A 17887-nucleotide genomic window follows, 5' to 3' on the forward strand; every position below is an offset into this window, starting at 1 on the left:
CAGCGATTAAATTGAGCGGGCGTAGACTGGCGGTTCGCCAGCCGCGCCCACAGGCGCCAGCGCCCGGCGGGGCTCCCTTCGGCCCGCATTCGTGTCGTCAAACGTCGTTCACCTGGAAAGGAATTGCACGATGGCGAAGATTGCTCCTGGAGTCGGTCCACGGTTTCCGCAGGTTGTCGTTCTCTTCGGCGCGACGGGCGATCTCGCGCGGCGAAAGCTGTTACCGGGGCTCTTCCATCTGTCGAGTGCGGGCTTTATCCCGGGTTGCCGGATCATCGCCGTGGCGCTTGACGACGTCGATCTCGATACGTTTCGTGCCACGGCACGCGAAGCGCTCAATGAGTTTTCGTCGCGCAGGATCGTCGAGGCGGAATGGGATACATTCGCGGCCCATCTCGACTATCTGCCGCTCGGCGCAGGCGCGGGCGCGCTGAAAGTCGCGGTCGAGCGCGCCGAACAGACGTTCGAGGGCGAATGTCGTCGCCTGCACTATCTGAGCGTGCCGCCGAGCGCCGCATTGTCGGCGGTGAAAATGCTGAGCGAAGCCGGCCTCGTCGAGCGTTCCAGGATCATCATGGAAAAGCCGTTCGGCACCGATCTCGCGAGCTCCGTCTCGCTGAACGCGAAGCTGCACGAAGTGTTCGAGGAAGAGCAGATCTTCCGCATCGATCACTTCCTCGGAAAAGAGCCGGCGCAGAACATTCTCGCGTTCCGCTTTGCCAACGGTCTCTTCGAGCCCATCTGGAACCGCAACTTCATCGATCATGTGCAGATCGACGTCCCCGAGACGCTCGGGCTCGGCAAGCGCGCGGGGTTCTATGAGCAGACGGGCGCGTTTCGCGACATGGTCGTCACGCACCTGTTCCAGATTCTCGCGTTCATGGCGATGGAGCCGCCTACTTCCCTCGAGCCTTCGCCGATCAGCGAGGAGAAGAACAAGGTTTTTCGCAGCATGCTGCCGATCCAGCCGGGCGATGTCGTGCGCGGGCAGTACACGGGCTATCGCACGGAGGAGGGCGTGAACCCCGAATCGGAAACGGAGACGTTCATCGCGCTGAAGTGCTCGATCGATAACTGGCGGTGGGCCGGCGTGCCGTTCTATCTGCGCACCGGCAAGCGCATGGCCGAAGGGCAGCGCATCATTTCCATCGCGTTTCGCGAGCCGCCCAAGAGCATGTTTCCGGCCGGCTCGGGCGTCGGTTCGCAGGGGCCGGACCATCTGACATTCGACCTCGCGGACGCATCGAAGATGTCGCTTTCGTTTTACGGAAAGCGTCCGGGGCCCGGCATGCGGCTCGACAAGCTGAGTCTGCAGTTCGCGATGCATGACACGGGCCTGATCGGCGACGTGCTCGAAGCGTATGAACGGCTGATACTCGACGCCATGCGCGGCGATCGCACGCTCTTCACGACCGCCGAAGGTATCGAGCGCCTGTGGCAGGTGTCGACCGCGCTCATCGAATCACCGCCGCCCGTGCGCTTCTATGCGCCGGGTTCCTGGGGGCCGAATGCGATTCACCAACTCGTTGCGCCGCGCGCGTGGCGCCTGCCGTTTGAGCGGGCATGGCGGGATCCGAACAAGCTGGGAAGCTGAGGTAATGCGGAAGGGAAAGCGTCACCGGGCGAACACCCGGATTTGCTTCGAACGGCAGAGGCATACATCCAGTCGCTTCCGTTGAAGCACCCTTCCGGCGGCGAGCCGGAAGGGTAATCACCGATGCGACCCGCGAAGCGGGCCGCATCGTCCAGCAGTGACAGCGCTGGCGTTAGCCTTAGCCCTTGGCCGAAGCCAGCGCTGCGTTCAGCGTCTTGCTCGGACGCATGACGGCGTCGAGCTTTTCCGGGTCCGGGCGGTAGTAGCCGCCGATATCAGCCGCTTCACCCTGCACGGCCGACAGTTCGCCGACGATCTTCTGCTCGTTCTCGGTCAGATGCTTCGCGAGCGGCGCGAAGTGTGCCGCGAGCGCTGCGTCACCGGTTTGCGCGGCGAGTTCCTGCGCCCAGTACATTGCGAGGTAGAACTGGCTGCCGCGATTGTCGAGCTGGCCCGTCTTCGGCGACGGATTCCGGTTGTTCTCGAGCAGCTTGCCCGTGGCGGCGTCCAGCGTCGTTGCGAGGATCTTCGCCTTACTGTTGCCGGTCTTGATGCCCAGATCTTCGAGCGAAACAGCCAGCGCCAGAAATTCACCCAGCGAATCCCAGCGCAGATGGTTTTCTTCCACCAGCTGCTTGACGTGCTTCGGCGCCGAACCGCCTGCACCCGTTTCGTACATGCCGCCGCCCGCCATCAGCGGGACGATCGAGAGCATCTTCGCGCTGGTGCCGAGTTCCATGATCGGGAACAGGTCGGTCAGGTAGTCGCGCAGGATGTTGCCCGTCACCGAAATCGTGTCGAGGCCGCGAATCACGCGCTCCAGCGTGTAACGCATTGCGCGGACCTGCGACATGATCTGGATGTCGAGGCCTTCGGTGTCGTGATCCTTCAGGTATGTTTCGACCTTCTTGATCATTTCTGCTTCGTGCGGACGGTACGGGTCGAGCCAGAACACGGCCGGCATGCCCGAGTTGCGTGCGCGCGTGACAGCGAGCTTGACCCAGTCGCGGATCGGCGCGTCCTTGACCTGACACATACGCCAGATGTCGCCTGCTTCGACGTTCTGCACGAGCAGCACTTCACCCGTCACGATGTCGACGATGCGCGCTTCGCCGGCTTCCGGCACTTCGAACGTCTTGTCGTGCGAGCCGTATTCTTCGGCTTGCTGCGCCATCAGGCCGACGTTCGGCACCGTGCCCATCGTGACCGGATCGAAATTGCCGTTCGTCTTGCAGAAATTGATGATTTCCTGGTAGATACGGGCAAACGTGCTTTCCGGGATCACAGCCTTCGTGTCCTTCGGACGGCCGTCGGCGCCCCACATCTTGCCGCCGATGCGGATCATGGCCGGCATCGAAGCATCGACGATCACGTCGTTCGGTGCGTGCAGGTTCGAGATGCCCTTGGCCGAATCCACCATCGCCAGTTCCGGGCGGTGTTCGTGGCACGCGTGCATGTCGCGGATGATTTCTTCGCGCTTCGAGCTCGGCAGCGATTCGAGCTTGTCGTACAGGTTGACGAGACCGTTGTTGACGTTCACGCCGAGTTCGTCGAACAGCTTGCCGTGCTTCGCGAACGCTTCCTTGTAGAAGATCTTCACAGCGTGGCCGAACACGATCGGGTGCGACACCTTCATCATCGTCGCCTTCACGTGCAGCGACAGCATGACGCCCGTCTTGCGCGCGTCTTCCATCTGTTCTTCGTAGAAGTCGCACAGCGCCTTCTTGCTCATGAACATGCTGTCGATGATTTCGCCGTCGAGGAGCGATACCTTCGGCTTCAGCACGATCGTCTTGCCGCTCGTCGTGACGAGTTCCATCTTCACGTCGCGAGCCTTGTCGACCGTCATCGACTTTTCGCCGTGATAGAAGTCGCCATGCTTCATGTGCGCGACGTGCGTGCGCGAAGCCATGCTCCATTCACCCATGCTGTGCGGGTTCTTGCGCGCGTAGTTCTTCACGGCGGCCGGTGCGCGGCGATCCGAGTTGCCTTCGCGCAGCACCGGGTTCACGGCGCTGCCGAGACAACGCGAGTAGCGCTGACGGATGGCCTTTTCGGCTTCGGTCTTCGGCTCTTCCGGGAAATCCGGCACCTTGTAGCCCTTGCCCTGCAGTTCCTTGATCGCGCCCACCAGCTGATGCACCGAAGCGCTGATGTTCGGCAGCTTGATGATGTTCGTGTCCGGCAGCAACGTGAGACGGCCGAGTTCAGCCAGGTTGTCCGGCACGCGCTGTTCTTCGGTCAGAAATTCCGGGAACTCACCCAGGATGCGGCCAGCCACCGAGATGTCGCTGGTCGTGACCTCAATTCCAGCCGGCGCGGTGAACGTGCGGATGATCGGCAGAAAAGCGCTGGTCGCCAGCAGGGGCGCTTCATCGGTGAGGGTGTAGATAATCGTGGGTTGCTGGGTACTCATCGCGTGTCTCAAGAACAGAAAACTGGGGTGGGGAAAGCCGCCGGCAGCGTGTGGCCCGGCACCAATGACCAAATTTTGCCTGATTTTGCGGGGAGCCTGGACCGGCCTCGCGCAGCAAACGCAAAACGCAAATTTTACCTGCAGACGGGGTTGAGCGTGTGAAAGTGTCTGCGAGCCCGTGGCGGCGGGGCTGTGCGGGCTGTAAGAACGCGCGCGAACTTTCGCCCGGGTGCCCGAACTGCCGAGGCCACGTGAACCCGGATCGAGGCAGCTTACAGAATCACAAGACGCCCGAAGCCCGGGCATTTCACTTGCTGCTTCTCTCCTTGATGGCGGAACGCGGCTTACGGTCCTGCCGGCTTGCGTTACGCGACCTATACTTTTCGCTGGTCTCTTTTTCTCTTTCCGCCCCGTTCTAGCGAGGAGATTGCACGATGCACCACACGGCCTCCCCACCCGATACATACGATACGCTTGAAGAAAAGAACCATCGCGCGAACGCCACCAGCAGTCCGGCCTCGGGCGTCACGATTTCCTTCGAACTGAATGTCAACGGCACGATTCACACGCTGTCCCTCGATCCCCGCACCACCTTGCTCGATGCGCTACGCGAGCATCTTCATCTGACCGGCACGAAAAAAGGCTGCGATCACGGGCAGTGCGGCGCGTGCACCGTTCACGTGAACGGGCGGCGCGTGAACGCATGCCTTTCTCTTGCCGGCACGCACGAGGGCGATGCGATCACGACAATCGAAGGTCTCGGCGGCGTGGATTCGCTGCACCCGATGCAGGCCGCGTTCGTCGAATGCGACGGTTATCAGTGCGGCTACTGCACGTCGGGGCAGATCATGTCGGCGGTCGCGCTGCTTGGCGAGCCCGTCGGCCCACACGACGCCGACGTACGCGAAGCGATGAGCGGCAACCTGTGCCGCTGTGGCGCGTACCAGAACATCGTCGCTGCGATCCAGTGCGTGCGCGGCAAGGCGTGAGGGCGGCGACCATGGACCTTTTCCAGCTTTCGCGCGCGAATTCGCTGAGCGAAGCCATCGCGGCCAGCGCGACATCCACCACGGCGCAACAGGGCGCTGAAGTTCGCGTGCTCGCCGGCGGCACGACGCTGCTCGATCTGATGAAGCTGAACGTCGAGCGTCCGGCGCGCGTCATCGACATCAGCCGCCTGCCGCTGAACGCAGTGGAAGAAACGCAGGACGGCGGCGTAAAAATTGGCGCGACCGTGCGCAACGCAGATCTCGCGCAACATCCGCTGATCCGCGAGCGCTATGCGGTGCTATCGCAAGCCCTGCTCGCGGGCGCCTCGGCGCAACTGCGCAATATGGCGACGACGGGTGGCAACCTGTTGCAACGTACGCGCTGCATCTACTTTCGCGACACCGCCATGCCCTGCAACAAGCGGGAACCCGGCTCGGGATGCGCCGCGATCAACGGCTTTAACAGAACGCTCGCCATACTCGGCACAAGCGATGCGTGCATCGCGAGTCATCCGTCCGACATGAACGTCGCGCTCACGGCGCTCGGTGCGACGATTCACGTGGAGGGCAGCAAGGGACGCCGCAGCATCGCCATCGACGACTTCTATCTGCTGCCCGGTACCACACCGCATCGCGAAACCGTGCTGGAGCCCGGCGATTTGATCACGCATGTCACGTTGCCGCCTGTTCCTGCGGGCGCACGCTCGCTCTACGTGAAGCTGCGCGATCGTGCGTCGTACGAATTCGCGCTCGCGTCGGCGGCGGTTGTCGTGAAGGTGGCCGACGGTCGTATCGCGCATGTGCGTGTTGCGCTGGGTGGCGTCGGCACGAAGCCATGGCATGCGGTAGAAGCCGAGGCCAGGCTGGACGGCAACGCACCCGACGAACCGGCGTTCCGGCAGGCAGCCGATGCGGCACTCGCTGGTGCGAAGCCGCAGAGCCAGAACGCGTTCAAGGTGGAGCTGGCGCGACGCTGCCTCATTCACGCGCTGACGCAGGTTACGCAAGCCATTTGAGCAATTCTCACGAGGTCCACACATGTCTACTGCACCCGACAGCCAGCGTGCCGTGATCGGACAGCCGCAATCGCGCATCGACGGGCCGCTGAAAGTGAGCGGCGGCGCGACCTATACGTCCGACGTCGACCTTCCGGGGCTGCTGCATGCCGTTCCCGTGTGCAGCACGATTGCGAGCGGGCGCATCACGTCGCTCGAATTCGCTGCGGCAGAGGCGATGCCGGGCGTGCATGCGGTGCTTCATCGCGGCAACGTCGGACGTTTCTACAGAATCTCGGGCAACTCGATGGATACAGGTTTCGTCGACGAAGCCCGGCCGCCGTTCGAAGACGATGTGATCCGCTATTACGGCCAGTACGTCGCGCTCGTGGTCGCCGATACCTTCGAGGCAGCCAGCGCGGCCGCGGCGGCCATCAAGGTCCGGTACGACGTGGCAGCGCATGACGTCAGCGATGAACTTGCGAGCGATGCGGAGCCGAAGGTGGAGAGTGAGCGCGGCGACGCGGCACGCGCGTTCGACAGCGCAACGGTGTCGATCGACGAAACCTACGTGACGCCGGTCGAGACGCACAATCCGATAGAACTGCACGCAACGGTCGCGCATTGGGACGGCGACAGCTACACGTTTTATGAAACGAGCCAGGCCGTATCGAATCATCAAGGCACGTTGATGCAGATGCTCGGTCTGCCGAAAGAAAAGGTGCGCGTGATTTCACGCTATCTCGGCTCGGGTTTCGGCGGCAAGCTGTGGATGTGGCCGCACTCGTTGCTGGCCGCTGCCGCCACGCGTTATACGGGACACCCGGTGAAACTCGTGGTGAGCCGCAAGATGATGTTCCAGAACGTCGGTCACCGGCCGGTGACGCAGCAGCGCATGCGACTGTCAGCCGACGCAGACGGCACGTTGACGTCCGTGCGACACGACGCGGTGAACCACACCGCGATAGCCGACGAATATCAGGAATCGTGCGGCGAGATCACGCCGATGCTCTACAGCGTGCCGAACCTGCGTGTGACTTCCGGCCTTGCGCGCCGCAACGTCGGTTCGCCCACTGCGATGCGCGGACCGGGCGCGGTGCCGGGCCTCTTCGCACTCGAGTCGGCGATGAACGAACTGGCGCGCAGGCTCGACATGGACCCCGTCGAACTGCGACTGAAAAACGAGCCGCGCGTCGATGAAAGCACCGGACTGCCGTTTTCGTCGCGCCATCTGAGCGAATGTCTGCGTACCGGTGCGGAAAAATTCGGCTGGTCGCAACGGCAGCCGGGCATCGGTGCAATGAAGCGCGACGGGTTGACACTTGGATGGGGTGTCGGCGCATGCGGCTGGCCGGGCGTGCGATTTTCGGCCGAAGCGACAGTCGATCTGCGCGCCGATGGCACGGCGCGCGTCGTATGCGGCACGCAGGACATCGGCACCGGCACGTACACGATCCTCGCGCAGCTGGTTGCCGGGGAAACCGGCGTGCCGATCGAACACATCGAGGTCGTACTCGGCGATACCGCGTTGCCGTTGGGGCCGATATCCGGCGGCTCCGCGGTGACGGCCTCCGTGATCCCGGCGGTGCTCGACGCAGCGCGCGCGGCAATCAAGGTCGTAACCGCGCGTGCTGTCGCGTTGCCCGATTCGCCTTTTCACGGGACCGAGGCCGATTCACTTGCGTTTGGCGTGGGCCGTGTCCATCGCAAGGGAGAACCGCCGCAAACCGGCGTGCCATTCGCCGACATCCTCAGGATGGCGCGGATGCATGCGGCGTCAGGCAGCGGCAGCGCAAAGGGCGGCTTCGACGATCCGTTGAAGAAACGCTATTCGATTTACTCGTACGGCGCGCACTTCGCCGAGGTCACGTGGCAGCCGGAGATCGCGCAACTGCGCGTGAGCCGCGTGGTCACAGTGATCGATGCCGGCAGGATCCTGAACCCGCGCGCCGGGCGCAACCAGATCGAAGGCGCGGTGGTGATGGGTGTCGGCATGGCGCTCTTCGAGCACACGATGTATGACCCGCAGAACGGCGCGCCGGCCAACAGCAACCTGGCTGATTACATCATCGCGTCGCACGCCGACACGCCGGCGCTCGACGTCACGTTCCTCGATCACCCCGACACGATATTCAACGAAATCGGCGCGCGGGGTATCGCCGAAATCGGCCTCGCGGGCATCGCCGCGGCAATTACGGACGCCGTGCATCACGCCACCGGCGTGCGGGTCCGAAAGCTGCCGGTGATGATCGAAGACCTTCTCGATGCCCCCTCAGGTGCGCGTCACGGCGGTTGAGGTGCCGCGTTGCGCTGTCAGCGTTGCAGGCGGCTTTCGATCCGGCTCATCAAGCCGTCGGTCCAGCGACGGATCAGCCTGTCCGATGCGACGGCCGGTATCGAATACGCGATGACCCGGTACACCGTGTTGCGCCTGATCTTCGAGACCTTCGCCGGGTCGAGCCAGGCATCGTTGTCGACGAGCAGCAGCAACGTTTCAAGCCCGATCACGACGGGCCACAGACACGCGAGCCGGAGCCGCACCGAATGTGCGGGAATCGCGAGCGTGTATTCGACTGCGTCGCGAAAGAGATCGAGCGTCGTGCGCACGAGCTCGAACATCAGCGGCTGGGCACGCAGCGAGCTTTCCGGTAACAGCAGGTCCTGCGGGCTCAGGCGCGCTTCGTCGAGCAGGGTCGAAGGAAGATAGCAGCGGCCGATACGCAGATCCTTGCCGCAATCGCGCAGTACGTTGGTCATCTGAAGTGCCTTGCCGAACCGTACGCCCCGTTCGAGCGCCACATCGGGCTGGCCTTTGAGCGTGCCGGGCATGTGCGCCCATGTCATCTTCGTCCAGAATTCGCCGACGCAGCCCGCTACCAGATATGTGTAGCGGTCGAGTTCATCGAGTTCGCGTAACGCAACGATCTGCCCCGATGACTCATCCGGAAACGTGTGCAGATCGAATTCCATGCCTTCGGTCAGCGTCGTGACGATCTCGCGCACGGCATCGCGATCGGATTGCGTCAGTTGCGCCAGCACGTCGAGCGCGGGGCCGAGCGATTCGAGCAGGACTTTCTCATCCGAATGCGTCTGCTGGGCTGCGACTTCCACCGCCATGCGTTGCAGACGCCCGTCCTCGCCGCGGGTGCCACCGGCAGCATTCACACCGTTCACCTGTTCACGAAGCGCAAGCAGCATGTAGAGGCGCTGGTCTGGTGGAATCAGCGAGGTGTCCGCAATCGTGTCGGCCGCGCGTGCCAGCAGGTACGCGAGACCGACTGGGTCGCGCATGCCCGCGGGCAATACGCGCAGCGTGAGATAGAAGGAGCGTGAGACGCCCTTCAAAAGCGGGCCGAGGAGAAAGGCCCGGGCAGGATTGCGCATAGGGTGTTCGGTCAGAATGGGAAATCGACAGGGCGACAAATCGACAAATCGGCAAATGGACGCTGCCGGATTGTACCTGGCAATCTGATTCCCTTCCGCCGCGCGCGATCTGCGCATGGATCAGGTGGCTCGATGCTGTCACTGAAGCGGCATCGAGCCACCGCTGCGGTCACCTTGACGGAACCCCGTCGCGCCATTCGTCCCAATGCGTGACGATGTCCTGCACAAGCGGATTGCCGGCACGGTACAGGTTTTCGATCGCGGGACCGAAGCCACCTTGCTTCGCATAGTTGAGGAGGTTATCGGACGCGCTCTGGCCGTCGTACGGTCGGTCGAAATCGGAACCCGAGCGCAATGCCGCGACGCGGCCCAGATCCACACGACCCGTGCTTGCCGCGCGTTTGAGCGCTTCGTACGTCGCATTGTCTTCCTGCTGGGTCGTGCAATACGTGCCCTTGTTATCGGTGAGGAGTTTCGTCCAGTAACGCGCCCGCTCGCCGATATATTTTCCGGACCACCACGTATCACCCGCGAGCGTGTCGCACTGAATGACCTTCGGCGGCTGGTTGGCCGGCGGATGGTTGAATTTCACCCGGGCCATCTGTGCGTCGGAACTGTCCTGCAACTGCACGTTTTTTGAAAGCGCGAACGCCGTATCGGCCAGCTTCGCGTTCAGCGCGAAGACTTCGGTGCGGTAGTCGAGCAGCGGCTTGTCTGTCGGCGACTGCGTATTGATGCCAAGGAAGCCGCTGGGCCAGCTATCGGGTTTCTCGCGCGCATCGAGTTCCCACTGGATGCCAAAGTCGACCAGATACTTCGCCCACGCGGCCGACCCAAGCGTGCCCTGCGCCGGATCGATTCCGGCAATGCCCGCAATCATGAAATACGTGCGGCGCAGATCGAATTTATCGGAGAACGTCAGCGCCATCAGCGAAGCCGCTGCATTGGCGTGGCCCATACCCGTCGTGAGCACGCAGACATCGTGGCGGTTGCAATGCACTTCAGGGTAGTCCGGCGAAAGACCCGGCACCTTGATGGCTTTCCATGGGCCAAGGTTGTCGAGCCAAACCTGGCCTTCCGGACCGAACATCGAGATGATCATCACTTTCACGTCGCGTCCGTTGCCTGGGTTGACCTGGCGGGCAAAGGCATCGGAATCCTGCGCGATGCCGGGCAGACACACGCCGAACGTGCAGCTTGCGGCAAGCGCGACAGTGAGCGCGGTGCGTGCGACGGGCAGCTTGCGTGGGGTGCAGCGGTTCACGACTCGCTTAAGCGGCGTTTTTACGTTCATCGGGCGGCTCCCTCAGGGTGGTCGGCTAAGGCATGAGCGGGCGGTCGTGCGATGTGTGTCCGGGACCCGTTGTCCATGGTCCCGGTTCACAGCAGTATAGGGTGCAGAAATCTTTCCGGTACTCCAGGCCTGGAAAACGTGATTGCGCTTCTATTCCGCCCGCGCCTGTGTGCTGTCGATCTGCAAACCGCCGCCAAGCGACTGAAACAGCGCAGCCGTGTCGCTGAAGCGGTCGGCCTGTGCGCGCGTCCGGTCGAGCGCCGTTTGCAGCACCTGGCGCTGCGCATCGAGCAACGCCGACTGACTGACGCCGCCTGCGGCGTATTGCGCATGCGCGGTATCGAAGCTCGCCTGCGCCTGCTGCGCGGCATCTTCGCGCGCCTGCAATTCGCGGGCGTCGCTGTTGAGTGCGGTCAATGTGTCGGCTACCTGCTGGAGCGCCTGCAATACCGTTTGCTGATAGCCGGCGAGGGCCGCTTCGTACGCGGCTTGAGCCGAGCGTTTCTTCGACCGCAATTCTCCGCCGCGGAAAATGGGCTGCGTGAGATTCAGTCCAATGTTCCAGATATTCAGGCCGTTGACCACATCCTGCACGCTCGTGCGTTCGGACCCAATGCCCGCCGACAGCGAGAACTGCGGATACAGACTCGCTGTCGCCACGCCGACATTCGCGCTGGCCTGATGCAACAGCGCTTCCGATGCGCGGATATCCGGACGTTCGCGTGCGAGCGTCGACGGTAACGTAACAGGCACGCTACCCGGCAGATGAAGCGAATCCAGCGTGAGCCCGGCAAAATCGGCTTTCGAAGGCGCTTCGCCGAGCAGGATCGCGAGCTGGTGATCGGCCGCACCGAGTTGCGTGATGAGTGGGGGCAACGATGCGCGCGTCTGCGCAAGCAGCGTGCGCTGACTGCGCACGTCGAGTTGTGAAACGCCACCCGCCGCGAAGCGTGCCTCGATGATGGTCAGCTGTTTCGCCTGCGTATCGGCAAGGTTTTCGGTCAAAGTGATCTGTTGCTGCAGCGAGGCGCGCCGGATCGCGGTCGATACGACATTGCCCGCAATCGAAAGCCGCGCGGCATCGAGTTCGTACGCAGCATAGTCCACCTGCGCCATGGTTGCTTCGAGTGCGCGACGGTTGAGGCCAAATACATCGAATGCGTACGACACGCTCACCGACGCGTTGAACAGCGAAAACGGTCCCGGGTTCTGGACTTGTGGAATGCCGAATGCGGCGAGATCGACCTGTTGCCGCGTAGCGGAAACGGTTGCGTCCACATTCGGGAATTGCGTCGAGCCGAACTGCGCGTTGTAGTCCTCGCGCGCCTGCACCAGCTTTGCGCTCGCCTGCGCGAGTGTCGGGCTATGCTGCAACGCTTCGTCGACAAGCCGGTTGAGCGCATCCGACTGGAACTGTTTCCACCACATCGGGGTGGCGTGCGGCGCGGTGCTCAGCGTCTGCGCGGAACCGGCTGCGCCGCCCGCTGCCGCTGTTGTCGCGGGCAGCGTTTCGCGCGTGTAGCTATCGGTATCCGGCGCAGCGGGCGCGTGGAAGTCCGGGCCGACCGTGCAGCCGCACAACGCAAGGGCGACGAGGCATGCGAGAGGTTTCATCGTCGGTTCTCCTAGTCGAGCGTGCGCCGGTAGAAGCGCAGTGCAATCGCCATCACGATCGCCGTAAAGACCGCAACCGGCCATACCGAAGGCCAGAGGTCCGCCCAGCCATTGCCTTTGAGGATGATGCCGCGTATCAGCCGGTTGAAATACGTGAGGGGCAGCAGGTTGCCGATGAACTGCGCCCATTTCGGCATGCCCGCGAACGGGAACATGAAACCGGAGAGCAGGATATTCGGCAGGAAATAGAACACCGTGAGCTGCATCGCCTGCAACTGGTTTTGCGCGAGCGAAGAGAGCGTGATGCCGACCGTCAGATTGGCCGCGATGAAGAGCAGCACCGCGAGATAGATCGCAACCGGGCTGCCGGCAAACGGCACGTGAAAAACGAAACGCGTCGCGACAAGAATGATCGTGGCCTGAATCAGCCCGATAATCACATAAGGGACGATCTTGCCCGTCATCACTTCGATGGGCAGGACGGGCGTCGCGAGCAGGTTCTCCATCGTGCCGCGTTCGCGTTCGCGTGTGATCGCGAGACCCGTCATCATCACGAGCGTCATCGTCAGGATCACGCCCATGAGACCCGGCACGACGTTGTACTGCGTGATGCCCTCGGGGTTGTAAAGGCTGTGCACCTCGACGTTGAACGCGGCGGGGCTGCCGTTCAGATGGGCCAGCGCGCCCTTGATGTCCTTGTCCGCGACCGGCTGCACGAGATTCGGCAGTGCAGCGAGCGCAGTGTTCGTCGCGGTCGGGTCGGTGGCGTCGGCTTCGACCAGCAGCGACGGATGTTCGCCGCGCAAGAGGCGCCGCGAGAAATCGGTGGGCACGTTCAGTACAAACTGCACGCGACCCTGCGCGAGCGCGCGGCGCCCGGCTTCCTCGTTGGGCAGTGTCTCGACGATGTTGAAATAGTCCGAGTTCTTCATCGCAGCGATAAAACTGCGCGAAAACGCGCTCTGCTCGCCCGCGATGACAGCCGTCGGCAGATGCTTCGGATCCGTGTTGATGGCGAAACCAAACAGCGCGAGCTGGACGATCGGCAGACCGATGATCATGGCGAACGTGACGCGGTCACGGCGCAGCTGGAGGAATTCCTTGAGCACGATGCTCCACCAGCGCGTCAGCGAAAACAGGTTGCGTTTGCTCACGAGGGCGCTCCGAAGTTGTCCTTCGAGTGACTCATCAGGTAGATGAACACGTCTTCAAGACCGGTTGCGATGGGTTCCATACGCAGATCGGTGCCGGCGCATGCCTGCCTGATCGCGCGCTCGAGCGCGGCGTGGTCGCGGCCGCTTGCATGCAGCGCGGACCCGAAAACGACGGTCTGGTCGACGTCCGGCATCGTTCGCAAATGTTCGGAGAGCTTGCTCAGGTGTTCACCATGAATGGCCCACGTGGCGAGATCCTGCGATTCGATCACTTCGTTCGCTGTGCCCTGTGCGAGCAGCTTGCCGTAAGCGATATACGCGAGCTTGTGGCAGCGTTCCGCTTCATCCATATAGTGCGTGCTGACCAGCACGGAAATGCCGCGCGCGGCGAGCCGGTGCAATTCTTCCCAGAAGTCGCGTCGTGCGGTGGGATCGACGCCCGCGGTCGGTTCATCGAGTAGCAGCAGCTTTGGCTCGTGCAGCATGCAGGCCGCGAGCGCGAGCCGCTGTTTCCAGCCGCCCGAAAGCGATCCGGTCAACTGGCTTGCGCGGCTTTGCAGCCCGAGCGATTCAAGCGAACGGTCGACGGCTTCGCGCCGGTTGCGCATCTGATAGATACGCGCGACAAAATCGAGGTTTTCGCGGATCGTCAGGTCTTCCCAGTACGAGAACCGTTGCGTCATGTAGCCGACGTTGCGCTTGATCGCTCCGCTTTCGCGCTGGATGTCGTATCCCAGACACGTGCCACTGCCCGAGTCGGGTGTGAGCAGACCGCACATCAGGCGGATCGATGTCGTCTTGCCGCTGCCGTTCGGCCCGAGAAAACCGAAGATTTCTCCGCGCGCGACCTGCAGTGACACGTCGTTGACGACGTGCTTGTCGCCAAAGCGCTTGTTCAGGTTGTGTACGTCGATGACGAGGTCCTGTGCCGGCGTGTTCATTGCAGGCTCACCGTGACAGGTTGGCCCGGATGCAGCTTCATTGCGTCCTCAACCGAGGGATGGGCTTCGACGAGGAACACCAGCTTTGCGCGGCTTTCGTTGCTGTAGATGACGGGTGGCGTGTATTCGGCCTGCGACGAGATGTACGTCACTTTCGCGGGAATAGCGGCGGCGCAGCCATCGCAATGCACCGTGAGGCGCCGGCCCGTCGCGAGCTGGCCGACCACGGTCTCTGGAACGTAGAAGCGGACCTTCATGTTTTGCGGCGGCAACATCTGCACGACCGGACTGCCGGCCTGCACCCATTCGCCCTTGCGATACAGCGTGTCGTAGACGAGGCCGTCAGCCGGTGCGCTGACCTGTTTCTGGTCGAGCCTCCATTGCGCCTGTATGACGGCGGCCTGCGCTGCGGCCACCTGCGCTGTCTGTGCGGCGAGCTGCTGCGTGCGGCCCGGCAGGCGCGCGACTTCGACCTGGCTCGTGAGTTCGCGCACCTGCGCGGCGGTTGCATCCGCGTTTGCGCGCGAGTCGTCGAGTTGAGCCTTCGCGATACCGCCTGCGCGGAACTGCGCGTCGTCGCGCGTCAGTTGCAGCGACGCCTTGCGCGCGTTCGCGATGGCCTCAGCGAGCTGCGCGCGGTTGACGTTGACTTCCGGTACGCGCTTGCCGGTCTGCAGATCAGCGAGTTGCGCGCGTGCGGCCGCAAGTTGCTGCTGGGCCTGGGAAAACGCGGCGGCCTCGTCGGTCGATTCGAGCGTGAAGAGGGGCGTGTCTGCCTTGACGGTCTCGCCGCGCGTGACAGGAAGCTGCGCGAGCTTGCCCGATTGCGTTGAGCCGAGATAGACGAATTCGCCCTCGACATAGCCCTGCCACGCGTTGCTGTCGGACTGCGAACAGGCCGACAGCATGGCGACTACCAGCAGCGAAAGCGGGACCCAGTAAATGCGGCTCATGACATGCTCCGTGACGATGGGCGCGCTGTCAGCAGCGCCCCTTGCGGCAGCATGCCGCGTGTGAGGTGAACGAAGTGAACGAGCCGGTGGACCCGTTCAGCGGTTTCTTCATTCGATGGAAACTATTTTCGTCATTTTAGTTTCCTGGGTCAATGGGGAAATCGACCCATCCGGACAGAGGGAATGGAACTGGCCGGCGCGACGCGGCCCGCAGCGCCGCCAGCAGCATGGGACCGGCGTACGCACGAACGGACGTCGCCTGCCCTGATTTAAGCGGACTTTGAAAAACCGGGGTGAAATTCACGCAACGGTCTGAGTTGAAAACAGTGCGTGCTGGTGTTACGCAGATGGATGAAGCACTCGAATCCGGCAAGCCGTCCCCATCGCTACCTCAAGCGCGTGGGTATCGACAGAAGTCGCCTTTCTGGGAGCACTGCCCGCGTGCAGGCGATAACGCGCGCATACGGAGCGCGCTGCTACATGTTGCCCGTCCCCTGGCCGCGCTGCGCCGCGATAATGCGGGCAGCCCTTTGCGCGTTGTCCGGATAGTCGATCCAGTCCAGTGGATCATAGCCGGCGGCGCGCCACGCGACGAGATCCGCCCTCACATCGGCGCGGGTCAGCGGAACTGACGGGTCATACGCCCGTGAACCGGTCTGGGCGATAGCCGATCCCACGCAGAACGCGCCAGCGAGCATACCTGCCGTAATACGAATAACCGTTTTCATAGCAACACCTCTAGCGGTGAGAACCGCTCTTTCATGTTAGGTGATGCGTAGAACAGAACAAAGGGCAGGGGGCAAGCTAAAGACTGCTTTGCAGATCGCCCTCTTTAAGTGATCGTTTGCATTGTGCCGTGTGCCAATGCGTTGTAACCGGCCATCGGATCGGTGTGTCAACCGCGTGGCCCGGGCCACAGACTGCCAATCGCCGCGATGCCGATCGCACCCGCCGACTGCGCCTTTGCAATGTGAACGCGCTCCATGCCGCCAAGCGCGTATACGGGCGTACTGGTCTCTGAAACGAGCGCGGCAAATACGTCCCATCCAAGCGGCGATGCGTCGGGATGCGTACGTGTCTGCAAGACCGGTGAGAGCGTGACGAAATCCGCATCGAGTGCCTGAGCCTGCAAAAGTTGCGCAGCGTTATGGCAGCTGGCGGAAAACAGCATGTCGCCCGAGACGGGTCTTTGGGGTTGCGCCATCAGATGCCGGCTGCTCAAATGTACGCCGTCTGCGCCAGGGGTATCGCGCGTGAACGCGGCATGATTCACGATCAGTCGCGCATTGAACGTGTGGCACAGATCGAGCGCCTGCGTTGCGAGCAGCGCGTAGCGCCCGGCGCTCATCGACTTGCTGCGTAGCTGAACGAGCGTGATACCCGCCTTGAGCGCCTGTTCCAGGCAGGCGAGAAAGGCGTCCGCGCTGGATGCGTCCGGCTCGGGCGTGATCAGATAGCGGTCTGGCAGTGAAAGCGTGTTCTTCATCGGGGCATCGCCGGGTTTCCAGGCGCACAGTGTAAAGGCAGGAGGCCGTTCATCAGGCGCGGCCTTCAAACGAAACCTTGAACGACGTTACGCTTTGGTAGTATCTGACTTTATATCCGCGCGGTTTTACCATGCTTGCACTCAAGCTCACGCTGGTACCTCTCTTCCTGCTGATCGTTTCGATGTCCGGTAAATGGTGGGGCCCATCGATCGCCGGATGGCTTGCCGGACTTCCCATTGTCGCGGGTCCCATTCTTTATCTGCTTGTCCTTCAGCATGGCGCTGCATTTGGTGCGCGTGCCGCGACGCTGGCGCTTTGCGCAATTCTCGCTTCGGAAGCATTCAATTTCGCCTACGCATGGACGTGTCGTTGCCGCGCATGGCCGATAGCGCTGGCCGTGGCGCTCGCAACCTGGTTTGTCGCGGCGTCTTTTCTGTCGCTACTGCCTGTTTCGCCGATATGGGCCGTATGCGTGGCACTCACAGCTGTTCTCTTCGGCCAGTCGTTTCTGCCGCGCAGTGCAGTCGTTGCCGCCGGTGCGCCACTTCGGAGGGCCGATCTGGCGGGACGTATGCTCGCCGGTGCGGTGCTGACACTTGTCGTCACTGCGCTGTCAGGCCGGGTAGGCGCGACGTGGAGCGGATTGCTCGCCGTATTCCCGTTACTTGGGATTGTGCTGTCGGTCTCGTCGCATCGCGCGCATGGGCCGGCGTTCGTGGTGTCGCTGCTGCGCGGGATGGTGCTGGGCCGCTTTTCGTTTGCCGCGTTCTGCCTGTTTCTTTCCCTTGTGCTCCCGTATCAGGCGGCTACGACATCGTTTGTCGAAGCGGCGGCGTTTGCGATGTTTGTACAGTGGTGCACCAAACGCCTGACAGTGGCGGCCAGTGCACGGCCGAGAGGTGTCGTTCCGGTGGAGTGAGTTCCGGCAGGGCGCATATCCGGTTCACGCGCCTCACCGTTAACAACGATTAAGGTGGATCTCCTTCGCGCTGGTGCTAAAAATACCTGCATCGCCAGCCGTCAACGACGCGACCCCCTGCATACGGAAACACCGACCGTGAATCAC

14 protein-coding genes are annotated in these 17887 nt (G+C 62.6%); 5 read left to right on the forward strand and 9 right to left on the reverse strand.

What is annotated here, in order from left to right; genetic code table 11:
* Window positions 1-130 precede the first annotated feature (130 nt).
* Window positions 131-1594: a glucose-6-phosphate dehydrogenase gene (gene zwf, locus LPA36_RS09325; protein WP_228875865.1), complete on the forward strand. Its 1464-nt coding sequence runs from the start codon at window positions 131-133 to the stop codon at window positions 1592-1594.
* A 178-nt stretch (window positions 1595-1772) separates the two neighbouring features.
* Here the strand turns inward: zwf and LPA36_RS09330 are convergent, their stop codons facing one another.
* Window positions 1773-4010 carry an NADP-dependent isocitrate dehydrogenase gene (locus tag LPA36_RS09330; protein ID WP_228875866.1) on the reverse strand — a complete coding sequence of 746 codons (2238 nt, stop codon included), beginning with the start codon at window positions 4008-4010 and terminating at the stop codon, window positions 1773-1775.
* Between the two features lie 434 nt (window positions 4011-4444).
* Here LPA36_RS09330 and LPA36_RS09335 point away from each other — a divergent pair, with 434 nt between their 5' ends.
* From LPA36_RS09335 to LPA36_RS09345, 3 genes are read left to right on the forward strand one after another with little or no spacing between them, the layout of a single operon-like run.
* Window positions 4445-4999: a (2Fe-2S)-binding protein gene (locus tag LPA36_RS09335; protein WP_228875867.1), complete on the forward strand. Its 555-nt coding sequence runs from the start codon at window positions 4445-4447 to the stop codon at window positions 4997-4999.
* Between the two features lie 11 nt (window positions 5000-5010).
* Complete coding sequence (locus tag LPA36_RS09340) at window positions 5011-6015, forward strand: FAD binding domain-containing protein (RefSeq protein ID WP_228875868.1); 1005 nt, start codon at window positions 5011-5013, stop codon at window positions 6013-6015.
* A 22-nt stretch (window positions 6016-6037) separates the two neighbouring features.
* Window positions 6038-8290 carry a xanthine dehydrogenase family protein molybdopterin-binding subunit gene (locus LPA36_RS09345; protein WP_228875869.1) on the forward strand — a complete coding sequence of 751 codons (2253 nt, stop codon included), beginning with the start codon at window positions 6038-6040 and terminating at the stop codon, window positions 8288-8290.
* A 17-nt stretch (window positions 8291-8307) separates the two neighbouring features.
* Here LPA36_RS09345 and LPA36_RS09350 read toward each other — a convergent pair whose 3' ends face one another.
* From LPA36_RS09350 to LPA36_RS09385, 8 genes are all read right to left on the reverse strand, one after another.
* Window positions 8308-9378: a phytoene/squalene synthase family protein gene (locus LPA36_RS09350; RefSeq protein WP_228875870.1), complete on the reverse strand. Its 1071-nt coding sequence runs from the start codon at window positions 9376-9378 to the stop codon at window positions 8308-8310.
* A gap of 169 nt (window positions 9379-9547) precedes the next feature.
* Window positions 9548-10672, reverse strand: coding sequence for a purine-nucleoside phosphorylase (locus LPA36_RS09355; RefSeq protein ID WP_228875871.1), 1125 nt, complete (start codon window positions 10670-10672; stop codon window positions 9548-9550).
* Window positions 10673-10822: 150 nt separating this feature from the next.
* Window positions 10823-12286, reverse strand: a complete 1464-nt coding sequence (locus tag LPA36_RS09360; protein WP_228875872.1) for an efflux transporter outer membrane subunit — start codon at window positions 12284-12286, stop codon at window positions 10823-10825.
* Window positions 12287-12297: 11 nt separating this feature from the next.
* Window positions 12298-13440 (reverse strand): ABC transporter permease, encoded by a 1143-nt coding sequence (locus tag LPA36_RS09365; protein WP_228875873.1) that lies wholly within the window; start codon window positions 13438-13440, stop codon window positions 12298-12300.
* Entirely contained in the window at window positions 13437-14381 is a 945-nt protein-coding gene (locus LPA36_RS09370) for an ABC transporter ATP-binding protein (RefSeq protein WP_228875874.1), read from the reverse strand. Before LPA36_RS09370 ends, LPA36_RS09365 begins: the two co-directional genes overlap by 4 nt.
* A complete protein-coding gene (locus tag LPA36_RS09375) occupies window positions 14378-15334 on the reverse strand; it encodes an HlyD family secretion protein (protein ID WP_228875875.1) in 957 nt (318 codons plus the stop codon). Before LPA36_RS09375 ends, LPA36_RS09370 begins: the two co-directional genes overlap by 4 nt.
* 476 nt (window positions 15335-15810) lie before the next feature.
* The gene (locus LPA36_RS09380) at window positions 15811-16062 is read right to left on the reverse strand and encodes a DUF4148 domain-containing protein (protein WP_228875876.1); all 252 of its coding nucleotides are present in this window, start codon (window positions 16060-16062) and stop codon (window positions 15811-15813) included.
* Window positions 16063-16229: 167 nt separating this feature from the next.
* Window positions 16230-16820: a thiamine phosphate synthase gene (locus tag LPA36_RS09385; protein WP_228875877.1), complete on the reverse strand. Its 591-nt coding sequence runs from the start codon at window positions 16818-16820 to the stop codon at window positions 16230-16232.
* 131 nt (window positions 16821-16951) lie between these two features.
* Between LPA36_RS09385 and LPA36_RS09390 the strand changes: the two genes are divergently transcribed.
* Window positions 16952-17740 (forward strand): hypothetical protein, encoded by a 789-nt coding sequence (locus tag LPA36_RS09390; RefSeq protein ID WP_228875878.1) that lies wholly within the window; start codon window positions 16952-16954, stop codon window positions 17738-17740.
* The last annotated feature ends 147 nt before the right edge of the window (window positions 17741-17887 follow it).

The organism is Paraburkholderia saeva (assembly GCF_907164555.1).
In the GTDB taxonomy this organism is placed as follows: Bacteria; Pseudomonadota; Gammaproteobacteria; order Burkholderiales; family Burkholderiaceae; genus Paraburkholderia; species Paraburkholderia saeva.